Raw genomic sequence first — 17,416 nt, forward strand, 5'->3', positions numbered from 1 at the left:
ATCAACAGTAACATCAGGAGAACAACGTATGCATCAACCGAACAAATCTACGCTAAATTGCATTTTTTTAAGGGACCATAGCTGGCTACTGGCATCGACAACTGGCACGTTTCAATGATGATACATATTAATTAAAGGGGACTAAACCTGTTAATAGTCGCGATCCACTAATGACAACTAACAAAAAAACAGCTGGATAATCACCGCCAATGGTGAACATCTAGCTACTTTCTTCTTCAAACATCATCATGTTAATAATCAACGAATAAAGCTCGATTGCACAATCACCATCAAAATCGGAATGACAATCAGGCTCAACAAAGTGGTCTCAGTCACCATAACTGCCGCATAATCGGCATCCGCACCATATAGCTTAGAGACGACCGGCGCGTTAGTCATGACTGGCATCGCTGACTGTAGGATAAAAACTTGTTTCATTTCTAATGGAATCGACATTGGAATAAGCATAAGTGTCATCAGTACGGGGGCTAGAATAAACCGCCCCAGTAAGATTCCAAAACTATCACGGTCAAAACGCATACTGCTTAACCCCGCATTGGCCATCGAGATTCCAATAAAAATCATTGAAAGTGGGATGGTTAATCCACCGATGTATGAGAAATCATCCATTAAAAAGTTAGGGACATGAATATTACCTAGCACTAATAAGACACCAATCATAAAGCCCAGTAACGGTGGTGAAAATATTTTAGTTAGCGTCTGCTTCAAATCAAACTTGGCGGTCCCAGTACCATCTCGTTGGATCAAATAAACACCCAGTGTCCAAAAAATAGTCGTATTCGCCATGTAATAGACTAGAACATAGGGTAAGGCACTATTGCCAAATAACGCTTGGTTGACAGGTAAGCCGATAAAAACCGTATTGGAATTTAAAAACATCGATGCAAATAGTCCCCGATGACTTTTTTTAATATTCAAGGCCCGCATCACACCGAATGAAATCCCAAACAAGATTGCCATATTCAGAACCGGAAACCGGAGCCCCGGTAACGTTGATAATAATTTTTGCGCCGTAAACTGCTTCGTAATCGTCGCAATCATGTATGCTGGCAAAGCAATTTGTGTGACTAGGCGGGCAATCAACTTAGTCGCACCTTCATTAAACCAACCCCAGCGTGCTAATAAGTACCCGACCGCAATCATCACGATAATCGTCATAACACCTTGAATACTCTGCACGAATGTCTCTAAAATTTGCACGCTCAGTCTTCCTCTCTCAAATAATGACTCATCGTTGAATATTACAAACAATCTATGTAAAATAATAATTCCATGAGAATTATTCAAGTATACCACTGTTTAGATATGGCTTGTAACGTATTTTGTAGATGAAAACGTTTGACGCCGGTCACAATATTAATTATAGTGTTCTATAATTGTGTAATCGCTGATGTTGGTATTTTTGTTTATTAAAATCTTTTTAAATTACCAATTTTAAGAACTAATGATTTGCCAAACGTCATAAAATGGCTATTGAGGGAAAAATTTAAAGTGATGAGGAACGAATATGTCAGAAAATAACAATGATAATGAAATGGGACCACGCCAACGCCGCTACCGTGAACAACAACAGCGTAACCCACATTTGAAACCACACAAAAAACGTCCTTGGTTAATTACTTTACTAATCGTCGTTGCCCTACTGATCATCAGTGGTGGCTGGTGGGGTTACAAGACCTGGAATGCTGCTAAGGACACCATGAATACGACTTACCAATCAACTGGTTCCGCCAAGCTCCGTAATGTCGACGCCGTCATCAAGAAAGGCAAGCCGTTCTCGATTTTATTACTCGGGACTGATACTGGTGCTCTTGGTCGTGGTAAAGATTTCTCGGCACGAACTGATACCATGATCGTTGCAACGATCAATCCTAAAAAAGAAAGTATGACGCTAACTAGTATTCCTCGCGATACGCAAGTCTTGATTGATGGTCAATCCCAGAAAATCAATGCTGCCTACACCATTGGTGGTGCTAGTGGTGCCGTTAAATCAGTCGAAAAGTTACTCGACGTCCCAATCGATTTTTACGTTCTACTAAACATGGGTGGACTAAAACAGATTATTACTGCAATGGGTGGCGTGACCGTCACACCTAAACTGACCTTCAAATATGGTAATGCCAATGTTAAGAAGGGCGTTAAGATTAAGCTCAACGGTGCTGCAGCGCTAGACTACTCGCGGATGCGTTACGACGATCCTCAAGGTGATTACGGCCGTCAAAAACGTCAACGTCAAGTCATCATGGCGATGGTTAGTCAATCTAACTCACTTGGTTCAATTGCTAATATTGAAAAAATCACGAAAAAGCTTGCTAAGAATATGCGGACCGACTTAACTTGGAACGATATGGTCGCACTCGATACGAAATACAAAAATGCTTCTCACCACGCAAAATCATACACGCTTCAGGGAACTGATGCGACGATTGATGGGCTATCCTATCAGGTTGCCTCTTCGTCGGAACGTTACAAGAATTCAAAACGGATTCGTAAGGCATTGGGGCTCTCCAACAGTAATATAACTGAGTCGCTCTTTGCAGAAACTGCATCGATCACCACTAGTAGTTCGAGCTCAAGCGCCAGCTCATCGAGCACCTCAACAACTGGCGACACAACCACTTATGGAACCAGCACCACCCAAGATACAACAACACAAGATCAAACCACAACTAATCAGTATTAAAAACCATATTAGAAAGGCCGCTTCAGAATCGTTAAAATTCTGAAGCGGCCTTTTTAATATGGTTAACCTAATTAAGTGGCCAGGACTGTAAAAAGCGCTGAAATTTTGCTTCTCGTTGCCCAATCAACACTGATGCTGGCGATGATACCAATGTAGCTAGTTGTGTCTCAATCGTCTGGTTGATGGTTAGAACTAGTTGCTGATCCTGATGATCAATCACTTGATCAACTAGTCCCCGGTCATACAAAGCCGTAGCCGTCATTGGCAATAGATCAATTGCCTCACTAATTGTTTGTTGGCCGTGTAAAATAGCGGTGACTGCTTCTGGTGAAGCAACATTGAAGAGTGCATCATCTAACATAATGATGCGATTAGCATTAGCGAACGCCAACGCACCACCACTATGCCCTTCACCGAGAAAGACAACCATGTTTGGTACGGGGAGCTGGCCCATCGCCGCAATTAAATCAGCAATTGCCTGACTTTGACCGTAGCGTTCCGATTGAGGACTAGCATCGGCCCCTGGCATATTAATCAAACTGACAACCGGCCAGCCAAACTTAGCCGCATGGGCCACTACTCGCAATGCGGTCCGATAACCTGGAACCGTCAACGCACCACCGTTTTTTTGTCGGCGACTCGCAATATCGATACCCCGATCAACACCTAAAACGGCCAATTGATGACCGGTAGCGGTTCGACCAAAGCCCGCTGTCAAGGCTAAATCTTGCCCCAACAATCGATCGCCACGCTGCTGAGTCATAGTTGGCAATAGCGCCTGAATAACGGTCGGCGCGTTAAGCCGATCAGCCGCCCGTAATCGCTGTAACCGTTTATCCATGTACTTGGCCCCCAATTCCATAATTCGATAGCGCCCGACCTAAATAGGCGCGCAATTGTGGCCGTTCAATGACCGCATCTACCATACCGTTTGCCAACAATTGTTCAGCCGTTTGAAAATCTGCCGGCAACTTGACGGGTAACGTCTGCTGAATCACCCGGGCACCCGCAAAACCAATCTTAGCACCCGCTTCAGCAACGATTAGGTCCCCTCGAAATGCAAAACTGGCCGAAACACCGCCCATCGTTGGATCAGTTAGCACCGTAATTAACGGTAACTGCGCAGTGGCTAACCGATCCAGCTCAGCTAAGAGCAAGTTCATGCCGACTAAGGCGTATACCCCCTCCTGCATGCGAGCGCCCCCCGAAGCCGTGACAATCACCAACGGCAAATGCCGGACCCGCGCTTGCTCACTGGCATGCAGTAAGCGACGGGTCACCACCGTATTTAAAGTTCCCATCATAAAATGACTATCCATCACTGCTAAGACACACGGTTGTTGCACAATTGTCGCCGTTCCACAGACGACGGCTTCGCTTAACCCCGTCTGCCGTTGGGCTCGCTGAATTTTTTCCGTGTAATCAGGGAACCCTAATTGATTAACCGGCCGTTCAGTCGTTTCAAAAGACTGAAACGTCGCCGTATCAACGAGCTGTTGCAGTCGCTGGGTGACGGTCAATCGTTGCCAGTAATGACAATAAGGGCATTGCTGATAAGTGCCCCATTGACGCTGATGAACGTGCCGGCCGCATTGAGGACAGGCACGCCAAGTACCTGAATTTGGATAATGACTCATTCGGACACCTCCCAACTCGCTAAGCTGTGAATCGTATAGCGATCATCAACATAGGCTGGCCGAGCCACCGTTTGCCGCAGAAAGTTCAAGTTGGTGGTCGGTCCAGTCAACGTCACTTGATTCAACGCACGTTGTAAATGATGTACTGCTTGCTGCCGGCCATTCCCTGTGACCATTAGCTTGGCAATCAGACCATCATACATGGTGACTAAGCGGTCCCCCTGATGATAATCCGTATCGATACGGACATTATCCGGCCAATTCAACGTTTCGATGATGGTTCGCTTCACTGGCAAACTCGCCGTTAAGCGGGCTTCAATTGCCGTACATTTCGGCTTCAAGCCCACATGTTCTGGAAAATCAATCGTGACACCAGCAGCCTGCTTGATTTGTTCAGCCACGATATCAATACCGGTTGTTAATTCAGTAACCCCATGTTCGACTTGCAAACGAGTATTCATTTCCATGAAATAAAATTGTCCATTCGCAAATAAGTATTCGATTGTGCCCAAGCTCTGATACTGCGTACCCGCTAATAATTGCCGTGACAAGTCATACAATGTTCGACGTTGTGTCGAAGTCAAAATACTAGCCGGACTTTCTTCGAGCACCTTTTGTTTATGCAATTGTAAACTACAGTCCCGATCACCTAAAATAAACAATTTGCGACCCGTCCCAAGTACTTGGACCTCAATGTGACGCGCAGTCGTCAAGAATTGTTCTAAGTACATGTCATCATTTAAGAAGGATGCCGCGGCTTCCTGGCGCGCTGCCCGCAACTGTTGATGGAGGTCATGGACATTGGTAAGCACTCGAATCCCTTTACCGCCACCACCATAACTTGCTTTTAAGACCAGCGGGAAACCAATATTAGCAGCCGCCCGTTTGATTTCAGGCCATGCTAATCCTTGCAACGACTGGCCTGCCAAGACCGGAACGTCTTGTTGGCGCGCAAAGACCTTGGCACGTGCTTTATCGCCCATCAACTTGATTTGCTCGGTTTGCGGGCCAATCCATGTGATACCACACTCCGCACACATGGCAGCAAAATCAGCATTTTCAGCTAAAAAGCCATACCCCGGATGAATCGCATCGGCGTGCGTATTAATTGCAGCCATGAGAATTGCTTCGGCATTCAAATACGATCCACTGGCAGCCGCTGGTCCAATACAGACCACTTCATCCGCTAATTGTGTATAACCCGCGCGCCGATCAGCCGTTGAGCAAACGGCGACCGTCTGAATGTTCAATTGTTGACAGGCCTTGATAATCCGTGCGGCAATTTCGCCGCGATTCGCGATTAACAGCTTGCGAAACATAGCTACCGATCCTTTCGCATTGTAAATAACGGTTGCTCGTACTCAACAGTGGCGTTATCGGCAACTAGTACGGCCGTTAACGTCCCATCAACCGGGCTGACCAACGGATTGAACAACTTCATACTCTCGATCTGACCAAGTTCTTGGCCAGCAGTCAGTGCTTGGCCGACCTTTAAATCTGGCGCTAAGTGAACCACCCCGACCATCGGACTAGGCAGGGTAACGACCTCATCCGCCACTGGTTCAGCAACGCTAGCAGGCGCTGTGGGAGTAGCTGAACTAGGCGTGGGTTTAGTAACTTCAATCTCTAAATCACCCGCTTTAACGCGAATGTGCTGATATCCTTGCCGCGCGTATTTCTCAACTAATCGATCCAAATCTTTTAATTCCATCTTCACACCCCTACTTCTTGATCACGACTGAACCGTACGCCAGTCCACCACCGAACGCTGTTAACAACACTGGTCCCGTTAACGATTCAAAGACACTGGCCAACGCCATCGCTACCCCAGCCGAAGAGGTATTGCCATAGTAATCAACATTATGGGGAAACTTCGTCATTGGTAATGTTAAGTTAGCCGCAATTTTTTCGATAATTCGCAAATTAGCTTGATGACAGATCACATATTGTAAATCAGTCGGCGCCAACTGTGCGTTCGTAATGATACCGCGCATTTGCTCTGGAACGACCGTCGTGGCAAACTGAAAAACATCGCGACCAGCTTGATAAAATGCGTCCGTTTGCGGATAGTTCGTTGCGGCCACTTCAGTAATCGGCCGAACCCGTCCAGAGTGGATGACCGTCGCATTGCCTTGCGACTGCAACTTTTCAGCAATTATACTATTTTCATCCGGATCGGTTGTGGCCTGTAATAGCGCCCCACCAGCACCATCACCAAAGAAAACGGCTGCTGTTCGGTCTTGAAAATCCATCATTTTAGAATTAACTTCCGCACTAATCACCATCACGTTTTGATATTGACCACTCCGAATAAACTTGTCAGCCGTGGCCAACCCAAACGTGAAACCCGCACAGGCCGCACTAAGATCGAACGCAAATGCATTATCAGCGCCAATATTCGCTTGCACTAAGCAGGCCGTGGCGGGTGTCAATGCATCGGGCGTAATCGTTGTCACCAAAATCAAATCAATGGCACGCGCGTCTAAACCACTTTTTTGTAGTAGCTGTTGCGCGACCTGCGTTGCCAAATCGGATGTATTTTCATCATTCATCGCATAATGCCGTGTCTTAATCCCGGTATGTGCTTGAATCCAGTCATCACTAGTATCCATAATGGCCGCTAATTCATCATTATCGACAATTCGTGCCGGAACGTATTGTCCCATGGCGGTTAATTTTGTATAAGTTGGCATTTTTAGACCCCCGCTACTTTCCGTTCCAATTAGTTTAATTCTATCAATAAAAGCATGCTGGTCAAAGTTTCCAGTCGGATTTTTGGTAAATCCTTAGAAACCTAGTCATACCGAAAGAACAGTGGTGCCTGCAACTAACACCACTGCTCCCAGTAACTCTGTTAATGCTTATCTGGTGCCATAAAACCATTCTTAGCCAACAATGGCATCACATCGACTTGCTTATCGGTGGGAACTTTCTGAGCAAAAACTTTTAGTCCCGCCGCTTGCAACGCGTACAGCGCCCGCGCTTCATCTCGGCCAATTGCGATGGCATTCGTGACCATGACCATTCCCGTTGAAAAGGCTAAACTGCCGATATCAACACCCGTTTGACTAAAATCAAGCCCACCATCAACTAAGCGTGCCATATTCTGTGGTGTATCCGTTAAGATTAGCGGTTTAACGCCATCAAATAACGGATCCTGATAGATTTCAATCATTTTATCAACTGTGATGACATTAGCTCTGACCCCCGGTGGTGCTGCTTGAACAATCAAAATTTTACGAAGTGCATCCTGTGCAACTTCATCTGAGACGACCAGAATGCGGTTAGGGCTAACACTCTTCGTCCACACCGTTGCAACTTGTCCGTGAAGTAACCGACTATCGATGCGAGCTAACCGAATCTCCATCGTCATACCGGGTCATCTTCCTCATCATCTTGCAATAACGTTAGGTGTTTGATTCCAATCTTACCTGTCTCTTCAAGATGATCAATAACTGCATCAATCGGCTTGTCACGAACGGTATAAGCCTCAATCAACATTGGTAAGTTCAATCCTGTAATCAGCCCCATGCGATCCGTATGCTCGGCAACGATGCGACTAGCTGCATTAAACGGTGACCCGCCCCATAGGTCAACTAAAAATAAAACTTGGTCATCCGCATCAAAATGAGCAACCGCGGCTGCCAGCTTATCCGTTAAATTATTCGGTTCTTCGTCTAACTGGAACGTGACGGTCTGAACCTTATTCTGTTTGCCAAAAATCATGTAAGATGAATCTACGACACCTTGCGCAAAGCTTCCATGACTGACAACAACAAATGCTAACATCTACTTTCCCTCCTCAGTCTATTAAACGAATCCAATAAAATACATGCAAGAAGCATGCCAAGTTAGTGTATCAATGCACCGCAACTTTAGCTTGATGGGTTTCCAACAATTGCACGATATAATAATTTTCGGCATCTGAGAAAGTTAACTGTAGTTGATTCGTCAACTGTTGATTCGCTTGTTGGACGACTGGGTACCACTTGGATGCCATAATATCTGGCATCTCTTCAGCTGGTGCTGAAATCTCATCTTTAATGGCAGTTCGTTCCAACGCACCCGCTAAGTGCATAATCAAATCAATGCGAAAGGCATTCGTCATTGCACCATCTAAATGTGTCGCAATCACTTCACTATATTGCCACAAAACACCCGTTAACTTCTTCGGATTTAGGAATGTAAAGTAATCACCTAGATAACGTTCGCAAAGTTCTGGTGTCAGTTGCTGGCTCCCTTCTGCCATGGTCTGGGGCGAGTCGATCCCCGTCGCTAATTGATCAATGAACTTTTCGCCGCCACCTTGAAGTAATTCTTCTAACGAGATAAACGGCACATCTAAGTCAGGTTTCGTGATTCCAGTTGCCGCAATAATTTGATAACTTTGGCTGATCTGCTGCAACCGTGTCTTCATTTCGACTACCGAGATCGGGAAAACTGTGATGCCCTCAATAAAGTTTTGTGCTAATAAACTATCCAGAATGGTCTTAATACGTTCCGCCGTCCCAACACCTGTCGCACAAATTGCGATAATGGCTCGCTGGGCCGTCTTATCCGTAGCCAGTGCGGGCTTAACCGTTGCGCGCTGATTATTCGTTGGTAAATTACGTGAAATCCGGGAATAACCTTTAAAACCAACAAGCTCCTGATACATTGAATCTAAATCACTATCCACCAGACTAGCTTTACGAACTGCTTCTAAAACGACCGGAGTCGTCACCATATCAATCGTCCGCGTTGCAATGCCAGTCTCTTGTTGGATACGGTCCCCAAAGGTCGTCAACGATCCCATATCAACTAATAATAAAATTCCTTTGCCAGAATCAAGCTTTTCAACCCGTTGTTTCACATGATCATAGGCAACACTGGGATCCATATCAAGTGGCATATCAAAGGCCTGAATATCATAATCGTCTAATAATTGACCCACGACCTGCGCCATTGAAGAGGCTGTGCTCATTCCATGTGCCGCCACGAGCACGCCAACTTTACCATTAAGTTGCATCGACTTTAGCGAAATCAATAAAATTGCTAGGTAGTACACTTCAGACTTGGGAATCGGCAAGTGATAACGCTCTTCTAATCCTTGTTTGAGCGTTTCGGCTGCTTTGATTTCAGCTGGATATTCGCGCACCATTGCTAACATATCTGAACTCATCTGTCGCATGGGTTTGCCTGCCTGAATCCGCTTGATAAAGGAACTGACGTGTAAACTCACGGCATAAATAAAATTATCTTTGAAATTATAACCCAGCATATCTTGAATCGTCATCTGGGCCGTTTTGGTAAAATCGATGACATCCTGATCAACGATTTCGGCCAACTTGTTTTCTGGCGAAACCGCTAACTGATTTTGTTTGTAAAACGATTTTAAATGTAAATTAATATCGGTCGTAATAAACCGATTAATGTGTTCTTTATCAAGACCTTCTCGTCGTAATAGCGAAGCTTTATCACCGATGATCTCATATAAATTATATGGTAATTCATAATTATCATTCTTATTACGAAGTGGTGTTGGTCCATCATTCGGCTTCACAATAAGTACCGGATCCAACAATTCAGAGATTGCGCCTAACTCATGGCGATTGGAAGCAACCGTCATGAGCCCACTACGAATGTTTTGTGGTAAATCATCCATCGTAATCGTAATTTCACTATCATTTTCAATACTATTGACAAAACCTTGAGCACATACCAGCTGAATATTTGATTTTAATTGACCAACGTTCCCAAATGTGACTGAACCAAGCAAAGCCTGAACCACGTCCTCGGTTAACCGAATCTGTTTATTAATCCGGTTAGCTTCTAGTGACAGTAACGCCTTCAATAATTCCAGACGTTCTTTAGCTGAGCGATGATTAAATGCCGGTAACTGAATCGTAATCGGAATCCGCCGAACGAATGTCTGTAGTAAGGTACTTTCCGGGTCCTCAGTCGTTGCACAGACTAAACGGACATTGGCGTGATGACTCTTAGCTGTCTCGCCCAGACGTGAATAAGTCCCATGATCCATAAAGTAAAAAATCATCTCTTGACCTTCTGGTGGTAACCGGTGGACCTCATCTAGGAATAACATGCCACCATCAGCTTCTTGTATCAAGCCATCCTTATCCTCATTAGCACCAGTAAAGGATCCTTTAACATAACCAAATAAATGCGACATCAGTAATTCTGGATTATGCGCATAGTCTGCACAGTTAAAGGTAATCAAGCCCTGCGGATTCGTCAACACTTGTTGTGTCTCCGCAAAACGATACATGGCGTTTGCAAAGTAGGTTTTACCAGAACCAGTTGGTCCAATAATCAGCGTATTCAGCCCCCGTGGTGGATAGAGGATGGCTGCTTTCGCCTGTTCTACCTGATTAGCAAGGCTTTCATGCGAACCAATCATGTTTATAAAAATATCATTGGCAGCCGGTTTGGGCGCCGTTGTCGTCGCAGCCATGGTCGCCGTTCGCTTTGGCATCGTTGCATTCGCTATGTCACTAGTGCTGGTTGCTGGCGTCGAGGTAGTAGCATCGGCTGGTACATAGTGGACAGGTCTTCCCATCAGTTTGTGTAATTGGCCTTCCCGAACCAGCGCATTTAATTCCTTACTAACATTTGAACGCGCTATCATTAAAGCGGTCGCTACCATTTCCGTCGTTAGTCCGTGTCGATCGCTATGTTGACGGACGTATTCACAAATCTTGGATTTTCTGGTCAACTTCGCCACTCCTTTTTCTGACAAACAACTGTATTAATACACTTTAATACTCTATATTTTATCACATAGTGTATTAAATCCATATTCAGTTTTCACTAAAACATTGGTTCATCCATTTTAATGAATTTAAGTACAATTATGACAATCAAGAAAAAACAAACCAACTATATGCAATGCTAACTACATTTGCAATTCCCCAAAAAAGGATTTGTCCCACTGGTGCTCCGAGCATACTGACCATATTCAATAGTCCATCAACAGCGGCCAATCTTTTCTCAGGTATTGATTGCAACACTATCGCACTGATTCGAGGATTTATTTTACCGATGAAGTATCCCATTACGAAAAGTAATGCAATACTTAAATACGCCGATTCGGGCCAAATAAAACTGATGCCACACAACCCTGAAAATGATAAGCTTATCGCAAATAAATACATCAACGGAAGGTTCCTAACTATTCCGTTTGTAACAAGAGAGCCAGTTATCATCCCAATTGAAATCATCATATTCATAATAGCAACACTGATTCCGTAATTAGCCAGCCACATTGTTTTAAACGATAATAAGGTTACATTAATTAATCCAGACATTGAAGCTCCAAATACATTAATGAAAAAAGTCAAAATAATCACACTGAACAAAAAATTATTACGATATAGATACCGTAAGGTCAGTCCTAGACTCCTTATCATAGGAACCTGCTTCCGCTCTACCATTTGCGGTTCTGCCACACACAGTACTCCAAAACGATACTTAACAAGTAATGCGGATAACAGGAAGGTTAGTGCATTAATCAATCCGACAACCATATAATTATGATTCAACATAACAATTATTACAGACCCAATCCCTTGGAAAACGACTTGTGCCATTAATGTCATTGCCACCATAAATCCCATTGACTGCTTAAGCTTGTTTTCAGGCAAAAGATGACGTAATAACGGCAGCGCTAGACCATTGCCATATGTTCCAAGCGTGTCTGAAACAATATTAATTGATAATAGCAAAAAAACAGCCAAATATTTCTCGGTAAAGTAATTAAAAAAGCCAAAATTAAGAACAGAACAAATTGTAAGTTTCTCGTAACTAGTATCGCTCTGACTTTATGTCTAGACTGATCAGCAAAGTACCCTGTAAGCATAGATAGTAATGATGGTACCGATGTTGCCATAGATGCCAATGATACAGCTAACGTACTAAATGATAATGAGCCTGCATATATAACAAAAACAATATTATATAGTCCGTCTCCTATCCCACTTAAAACAGCAACATTAATTAATGTCTGATAACCACGGTTACACATATATTCTTGCATTACTAATTCATCTTCTTTACCATCTAGTTTAGACAGTTTTCCCTAAAATCATTGACATATCAGCATCTCAAAACATAAAGAGCTAGAAAAGTACCTGCCTCAATACTTTTCTAGCTCTCAACCTATTTCAAATAATTATCTCTATTTTTCCCTTTAAAAGCACGTTTCAATACATCGAAGAATGTCAATGATCTGACAATTTTATCTGGGTCAACATGTTTCCTAATTGCACGCAAAACGCGTTTTGGATTTTTAGAGGAAAATGCGTACATTCCATTTTTTTTAGTCTTTAAAGCATAGCGTGGAATCCAACGTCCCTTAAACATGATTGAAACAACCACACTATCAACTTCTGCCCATGGAATCTGAATATAGTTTCGAACATTGCGTTCGTCATAAAATTCGAATCCTTTGTCTCCCACCATAATCTGACCATAATCCGTAAGTCCCAAATGTGAGTTACCTTTTATCACCAATTCTACTTTGGTGTTAAGCGATTCAACCATTTAAATTACTCCATTCTATTCCATTTACTACTTTTTTAATTATACGGTGTTTAACTAATTTTAGCAAAGGTCTCTCTACCCTAACATTAACAATGAAATCGGTTAATAAAACGTATCAGTTCATCATTATGAAGTCTCTCAAAATTACAAATATTTACATCTTCAGTTGCAACAGTTATAACACCTTCTAATAAATCAAAGACGTTATAATTCACAGTTTTATCATTCTGATCCTTCAATAAACCATGATGCAAATAATAATTAGTTTTTGGAATAGAGTAAAAGTCTTCATTTTTGAGCTTACTCACAGCCTCTTTAGCAGTCCAAAACACTGTATCCAACTCAGAAAAATTTACAAGTTCTCGCTGCTCATTCTCAGAATACACTTGCTTAATGATAGAAGCATCAATTGTTTGCCAGGGCTCCCCATCTATACCAATTGGCTTGTCAGAAACTGCCACAGCAACAAACTTGCTATTATGAGTAATCGATAGTTCCATATCCTGATTAGATTTAAAAAAAGGCTTATCATTAGCTCCTCTAACAAGTTCAATCCGTGGCTGACGGCACAGTATTGCTAACAAGGTATATGCAACTAAAGCATTGTATTGATCTTGTGGTCGATAAAAACTCATAGCATACTGATAACGCTCAGGAGCAAATGCCCTAACAAATTTTTCTAATTTTGAATACATGCTCTGATTATTCAAGTAATACAATAATTGTTTCACTTTTCTTTAACTACCTTTGCAGCTAATCCCAAAACATCCTGAATAAGGCTCCTACTTGACTCATGAACAAACAAATAATCATGACCATCATACACATTTTTAATCGTTACATGCTTAAATAATAGTTTGATTTGCTCATCTGTTAAAGGATTCTCTTCTACCATACTACGAACAAAGGTCGTTGCAACATTAACTTGCTTAGAATGATAATTAAAAAGATCCTCACACACTTGATGATTATTCGCAATTAAACGTTCCGTTGTGACATTCTTTTTATCCATTCCTTCAAAAATATGAGTCTCTGTAAAATATTTTGCATAAAATCCGTTAGCTTCTCGTTTACGAACTCTTTGTAAATCTTCTGAGCTAAGATAAAATGAAGAATCTAACACAGTCAACTGATTCACATGTAGTAAACTCGTTTCATGCTCTAGCTGATAACACATCTCACTAGCAACAACGCCACCATAACTCCATCCCATTAAATTAATTTCACGTTTTGAGCTTTCTGGCAAAAATTTGTTGATCATTTGAAGATAATATTTTGCCAGATTTTCAATACCATAAATTTGATCTTCAGGATTCAACAGATTATGTGGTTCAATGACATATATCGGAAAGCTTGGCCGCTTAATTCCCGTAAATAATGGTCGATACACATCACTCCCAGTATTACCAGAGTGAATTACAAAGAGAGCAGGCTTGTCACCCATATCATCCGTTCGTGGCACAAACGTATAAATAGCCTTAAAAACATTTCTTTGAGACAATAATGCGGCCATATCTGCCAGTACAGGATGATAGTATAAATCGACAAAGTTTAATTGTTTATGTCGCTCATCCAAGATTCTAACGCCCAATTCCATAATTTGTAGCGAGGTTGCCCCTAACATTCTAAAGTTACTCTGATAGTTAATTGTATCTGGATCAGCATCAAGCACTTCACTCCATGCATTAATCAGAAATTGTTCGTTTTCCCTTTGAGACTTTGACAAATGACGGTTATCTTTGGTTAGAGATTGTCGCGACCATTCCTTTATCATTCGTCGTTCATCAATTTTTCCATTAATATTTAATGGGAAACTTGTTAGTTGATGAATCCCAATGGGTATCATAACGCTTGGTAACCGACTAGCAAGTGCATTTAGTATTTGAGATTCATCAATCGCTTTTGCACTAGTTACCCAACAATAAATACAATTTGCTTTCACCGCTAAATAACACTGTTTAAGGTTCGGAATAATTTCTCGACATACGCTCCCCACTTCGCTCAAATCGATTCTCACACCATTAATCTTATATTGACTGTCTCGACGACCACGATATTCCAATTCACCGTTGGGTAGTACTTTTGCGTAATCTCCCGTTCGATAGCCCCATATGTTTTGATTTTGATAGCTAACACTGGTAAAAGCTTTATTTGTGGCCTTTTCGTTTAAAAAATACCCATTGGTTACTTGAACACCATAAATAAACAACTCTCCAACAGATCCATGCGGTAGCACACGTTGTTGATCATCTAAAATCAAAGCATGCATGTTGCGAATTGGTTTTCCAATTGTCACTGTCTCACCAGGTCTTACACGACAAATTGTTGCACACGCACATTCAGTATTACCATAAACATTCATAACTTGATAGTTTAATTGACCAATGTCTACATCTGGAAAACGCTGCCCCGCCAACGTTAATAAACGCATACTTGGTAACTTCATGGATCGCATAATGATTTCACCAATCATAGTTGAAGCATTCATAAAAGTGATCTTATTATCTTGTAAATACTTCTCTAATTTATTTAAATCATGCCGCTCAGTTTCTCCTAATACATACAATGTTGATCCAGAGTAAAGACTAGAAAAAAGATCATAGTAACTAACTACGAATGAGTATGGAGTAAAACTTGCTACTCTATCATCCGTCGTTAATTGATAATCTTCTTTTTGTGTTTCAACAGTATTTGCTACTGTTCGAAAAGGAATCTCAACGCCCTTAGGATTGCCAGTTGAACCAGAAGTAAAGTAAATTGCCCAGGCCGTAGAATGATTCTTACTACTATTTGGTACCGTACTAAAAGTGTAGTGATCATCTTTAAGTTCAATTAAAGTTTCTGCACCTGCAGTTTCAACCATTGCATCTAATCTTGCTAATGGTTGCGCAATGTCCTGAGGAATGAAGGTAATTTTCATCTTAGTTAGTGCTAAAACCATTACTGTAAATTTGACTCCTCGCGGCAAACGCAAGACAACAATTTGATCATTAAGCTGATTTTTTTGCAACAACTGGCTAGTCCTCTCAACAGCTACTCTCAACTCGCTATATGTTAACTCGTCAGAATTATCAACAACTGCAAGACTATTAGGTGTGATTTCCGCATGTGATAAAATCACATTTAAGACTTCTTCTCTATTCATCTTCCACCTCACATTTAATGCTTTTCTGGCATATCCAGCTCATCGCCACAACCCACAATAATGAATTATGGTTACTAGGTATCTGTGGAAAACTTTTCAGAGTTTTCAGCATTTCTAAACTTGTTATGCCATATTCATCACGTGCAAGTATACTCGTTAGCTGTGGCCTAATTGGAACCTGTACATTCAAATTTAAAACACTTGCTATTGTCTCCAGTTCATCATCTTTAATTGTATTGGTCATATTAACTAATGCGCTGGTTACATATGCCTCTTCAGTATTCACAGAATGTTTACTTGCTAACACACTTGCTAAATGTGCATGATAAAATGTCCTATGAAATTCCTGATAAATATCATGCAAATAATATTTTTTGACCAAATTTTCATTAAGGTTTCCCTGTAATACCGAAAAATCTTGCAAACTGATTGGGTTATATTGTTGCTGCCTTACATAGGCACCATAGCTTCGTGATAAGTACGGATGAACAATATACAAGTCAGAGTTCCATAGCCATTTCAAAAAATAAGAACAACCATCATCAAGTGAAATCTCCAACGCAGCTAATAGACCATTCAGATAAGGTGGAGTTCCGTTTCGATCCCATCTTATTTTATCTGCTAAAAATACGATTTTAACGAGATCACTTGCACGATCAATACACGTTGTATGGAATAAAATAGCATTCAACATATCTTCATCCGTAATATCAAATAAGGTTTGAGCAAAATACTTTCCTAACTTAGCATGTACTAGTAACGGTACTTCACGTTCCTCATCATTCAGGCTAATACCTATAGACTCAGCCACGGTCACCCTTTCATCAGCTGGAACAGCACCACCTAAATCATGAAGTGTCCCAGTCACAAACGCCTTGACGGAATCAACATGAAACTTACGTGCCAGCACATATGAGATGTAGCCTACCCCGTATGCATGCAGATAATTTTCTGTTACAGGTGTTAGATACCCTCGCCATTTCATAGTTCTTCTGCTAATAATCCATGCTTTTCATAACGTACTCGCTTCGTCAATCTATTTTCATCGTCGACAAGTACAACATACGGCTTTGCATGCTTGGCCTCTTCTGGCTCAAATTGCGCATAATTCATAATAATAACCTTATCGCCAACTGATGCACATCGAGCAGTAGCACCGTTCAAGCAAATCACGCCTGAGTCCCTTGGCCCCGCAATCACATAAGTTTCAAACCGCGCGCCATTATTTACATCCGCAATTTGAACTTTTTCGTATTCCAAGATTCCACTTGCTTCCATCAATGTTTCATCAATAGTAATACTACCAACATATTCCAAATCGGCCTGTGTAACGGTTGCCCGGTGAATCTTACCTTTTAACATATCAATTAACATTACTCTATACCTCCTCGG

General features: G+C 41.9%; 16 protein-coding genes. 1 reads left to right on the forward strand and 15 read right to left on the reverse strand.

The window, feature by feature from the left end; all coding sequences use genetic code 11:
- Positions 1-258: 258 nt before the first annotated feature.
- A complete protein-coding gene (locus RXV91_RS02370) occupies positions 259-1,221 on the reverse strand; it encodes an AEC family transporter (RefSeq protein WP_316438498.1) in 963 nt (320 codons plus the stop codon).
- Between the two features lie 307 nt (positions 1,222-1,528).
- Here RXV91_RS02370 and RXV91_RS02375 point away from each other — a divergent pair, with 307 nt between their 5' ends.
- Positions 1,529-2,704: an LCP family protein gene (locus RXV91_RS02375; protein WP_316438499.1), complete on the forward strand. Its 1,176-nt coding sequence runs from the start codon at positions 1,529-1,531 to the stop codon at positions 2,702-2,704.
- Positions 2,705-2,771: 67 nt separating this feature from the next.
- On the opposite strand, the gene RXV91_RS02380 is transcribed toward RXV91_RS02375, so the two are convergent.
- From RXV91_RS02380 to panD, 14 genes are all read right to left on the reverse strand, one after another.
- Positions 2,772-3,545, reverse strand: coding sequence for a carboxyl transferase domain-containing protein (locus RXV91_RS02380; RefSeq protein WP_316438500.1), 774 nt, complete (start codon positions 3,543-3,545; stop codon positions 2,772-2,774).
- The gene (locus RXV91_RS02385; RefSeq protein ID WP_316438501.1) at positions 3,538-4,341 is read right to left on the reverse strand and encodes an acetyl-CoA carboxylase carboxyltransferase subunit beta; all 804 of its coding nucleotides are present in this window, start codon (positions 4,339-4,341) and stop codon (positions 3,538-3,540) included. The genes RXV91_RS02380 and RXV91_RS02385 overlap by 8 nt, the downstream gene beginning before the upstream one ends.
- Positions 4,338-5,660 (reverse strand): biotin carboxylase N-terminal domain-containing protein, encoded by a 1,323-nt coding sequence (locus RXV91_RS02390; protein ID WP_316438502.1) that lies wholly within the window; start codon positions 5,658-5,660, stop codon positions 4,338-4,340. Before RXV91_RS02390 ends, RXV91_RS02385 begins: the two co-directional genes overlap by 4 nt.
- Positions 5,661-5,662: 2 nt before the next feature.
- Positions 5,663-6,052, reverse strand: coding sequence for a biotin/lipoyl-containing protein (locus RXV91_RS02395; RefSeq protein WP_316438503.1), 390 nt, complete (start codon positions 6,050-6,052; stop codon positions 5,663-5,665).
- 10 nt (positions 6,053-6,062) lie between these two features.
- The gene (locus RXV91_RS02400) at positions 6,063-7,034 is read right to left on the reverse strand and encodes a ketoacyl-ACP synthase III (RefSeq protein WP_033610294.1); all 972 of its coding nucleotides are present in this window, start codon (positions 7,032-7,034) and stop codon (positions 6,063-6,065) included.
- A gap of 161 nt (positions 7,035-7,195) precedes the next feature.
- Positions 7,196-7,714 (reverse strand): PTS sugar transporter subunit IIB, encoded by a 519-nt coding sequence (locus tag RXV91_RS02405; RefSeq protein ID WP_316438504.1) that lies wholly within the window; start codon positions 7,712-7,714, stop codon positions 7,196-7,198.
- Positions 7,711-8,130: a PTS sugar transporter subunit IIA gene (locus RXV91_RS02410; RefSeq protein ID WP_316438505.1), complete on the reverse strand. Its 420-nt coding sequence runs from the start codon at positions 8,128-8,130 to the stop codon at positions 7,711-7,713. Before RXV91_RS02410 ends, RXV91_RS02405 begins: the two co-directional genes overlap by 4 nt.
- Before the next feature lie 70 nt (positions 8,131-8,200).
- Entirely contained in the window at positions 8,201-11,053 is a 2,853-nt protein-coding gene (locus tag RXV91_RS02415; RefSeq protein WP_316438506.1) for a sigma 54-interacting transcriptional regulator, read from the reverse strand.
- Positions 11,054-11,198: 145 nt separating this feature from the next.
- The gene (locus RXV91_RS02420; RefSeq protein WP_316438507.1) at positions 11,199-12,074 is read right to left on the reverse strand and encodes an MFS transporter; all 876 of its coding nucleotides are present in this window, start codon (positions 12,072-12,074) and stop codon (positions 11,199-11,201) included.
- 421 nt (positions 12,075-12,495) lie between these two features.
- Positions 12,496-12,879 (reverse strand): DUF956 family protein, encoded by a 384-nt coding sequence (locus RXV91_RS02425; protein WP_011101065.1) that lies wholly within the window; start codon positions 12,877-12,879, stop codon positions 12,496-12,498.
- 86 nt (positions 12,880-12,965) lie between these two features.
- Positions 12,966-13,610 (reverse strand): 4'-phosphopantetheinyl transferase superfamily protein, encoded by a 645-nt coding sequence (locus tag RXV91_RS02430; RefSeq protein WP_011101064.1) that lies wholly within the window; start codon positions 13,608-13,610, stop codon positions 12,966-12,968.
- Positions 13,607-16,024 carry an AMP-binding protein gene (locus tag RXV91_RS02435; protein WP_316438508.1) on the reverse strand — a complete coding sequence of 806 codons (2,418 nt, stop codon included), beginning with the start codon at positions 16,022-16,024 and terminating at the stop codon, positions 13,607-13,609. The genes RXV91_RS02430 and RXV91_RS02435 overlap by 4 nt, the downstream gene beginning before the upstream one ends.
- Positions 16,017-17,009, reverse strand: coding sequence for a bis(5'-nucleosyl)-tetraphosphatase (symmetrical) YqeK (yqeK, locus tag RXV91_RS02440; RefSeq protein ID WP_108725531.1), 993 nt, complete (start codon positions 17,007-17,009; stop codon positions 16,017-16,019). The genes RXV91_RS02435 and yqeK overlap by 8 nt, the downstream gene beginning before the upstream one ends.
- The gene (gene panD / locus RXV91_RS02445) at positions 17,006-17,398 is read right to left on the reverse strand and encodes an aspartate 1-decarboxylase (protein WP_011101061.1); all 393 of its coding nucleotides are present in this window, start codon (positions 17,396-17,398) and stop codon (positions 17,006-17,008) included. Before panD ends, yqeK begins: the two co-directional genes overlap by 4 nt.
- Positions 17,399-17,416: the final 18 nt, after the last annotated feature.

This window comes from Lactiplantibacillus sp. DA1 (genome assembly GCF_032681335.1).
Classification (GTDB): Bacteria; Bacillota; Bacilli; order Lactobacillales; family Lactobacillaceae; genus Lactiplantibacillus.

What these genes read in the sequence shown, in the direction of transcription:
- RXV91_RS02435 (WP_316438508.1), bottom strand. Translation starts at nt 16,024, where the DNA reads ATGAATAGAGAAGAAGTCTTAAATGTGATTTTATCACATGCGGAAATC.
- RXV91_RS02390 (WP_316438502.1), bottom strand. Translation starts at nt 5,660, where the DNA reads ATGTTTCGCAAGCTGTTAATCGCGAATCGCGGCGAAATTGCCGCACGG.
- RXV91_RS02395 (WP_316438503.1), bottom strand. Translation starts at nt 6,052, where the DNA reads ATGGAATTAAAAGATTTGGATCGATTAGTTGAGAAATACGCGCGGCAA.
- panD (WP_011101061.1), bottom strand. Translation starts at nt 17,398, where the DNA reads ATGTTAATTGATATGTTAAAAGGTAAGATTCACCGGGCAACCGTTACA.
- yqeK (WP_108725531.1), bottom strand. Translation starts at nt 17,009, where the DNA reads ATGAAATGGCGAGGGTATCTAACACCTGTAACAGAAAATTATCTGCAT.
- RXV91_RS02425 (WP_011101065.1), bottom strand. Translation starts at nt 12,879, where the DNA reads ATGGTTGAATCGCTTAACACCAAAGTAGAATTGGTGATAAAAGGTAAC.
- RXV91_RS02400 (WP_033610294.1), bottom strand. Translation starts at nt 7,034, where the DNA reads ATGCCAACTTATACAAAATTAACCGCCATGGGACAATACGTTCCGGCA.
- RXV91_RS02375 (WP_316438499.1), top strand. Translation starts at nt 1,529, where the DNA reads ATGTCAGAAAATAACAATGATAATGAAATGGGACCACGCCAACGCCGC.
- RXV91_RS02385 (WP_316438501.1), bottom strand. Translation starts at nt 4,341, where the DNA reads ATGAGTCATTATCCAAATTCAGGTACTTGGCGTGCCTGTCCTCAATGC.
- RXV91_RS02380 (WP_316438500.1), bottom strand. Translation starts at nt 3,545, where the DNA reads ATGGATAAACGGTTACAGCGATTACGGGCGGCTGATCGGCTTAACGCG.
- RXV91_RS02410 (WP_316438505.1), bottom strand. Translation starts at nt 8,130, where the DNA reads ATGTTAGCATTTGTTGTTGTCAGTCATGGAAGCTTTGCGCAAGGTGTC.
- RXV91_RS02405 (WP_316438504.1), bottom strand. Translation starts at nt 7,714, where the DNA reads ATGACGATGGAGATTCGGTTAGCTCGCATCGATAGTCGGTTACTTCAC.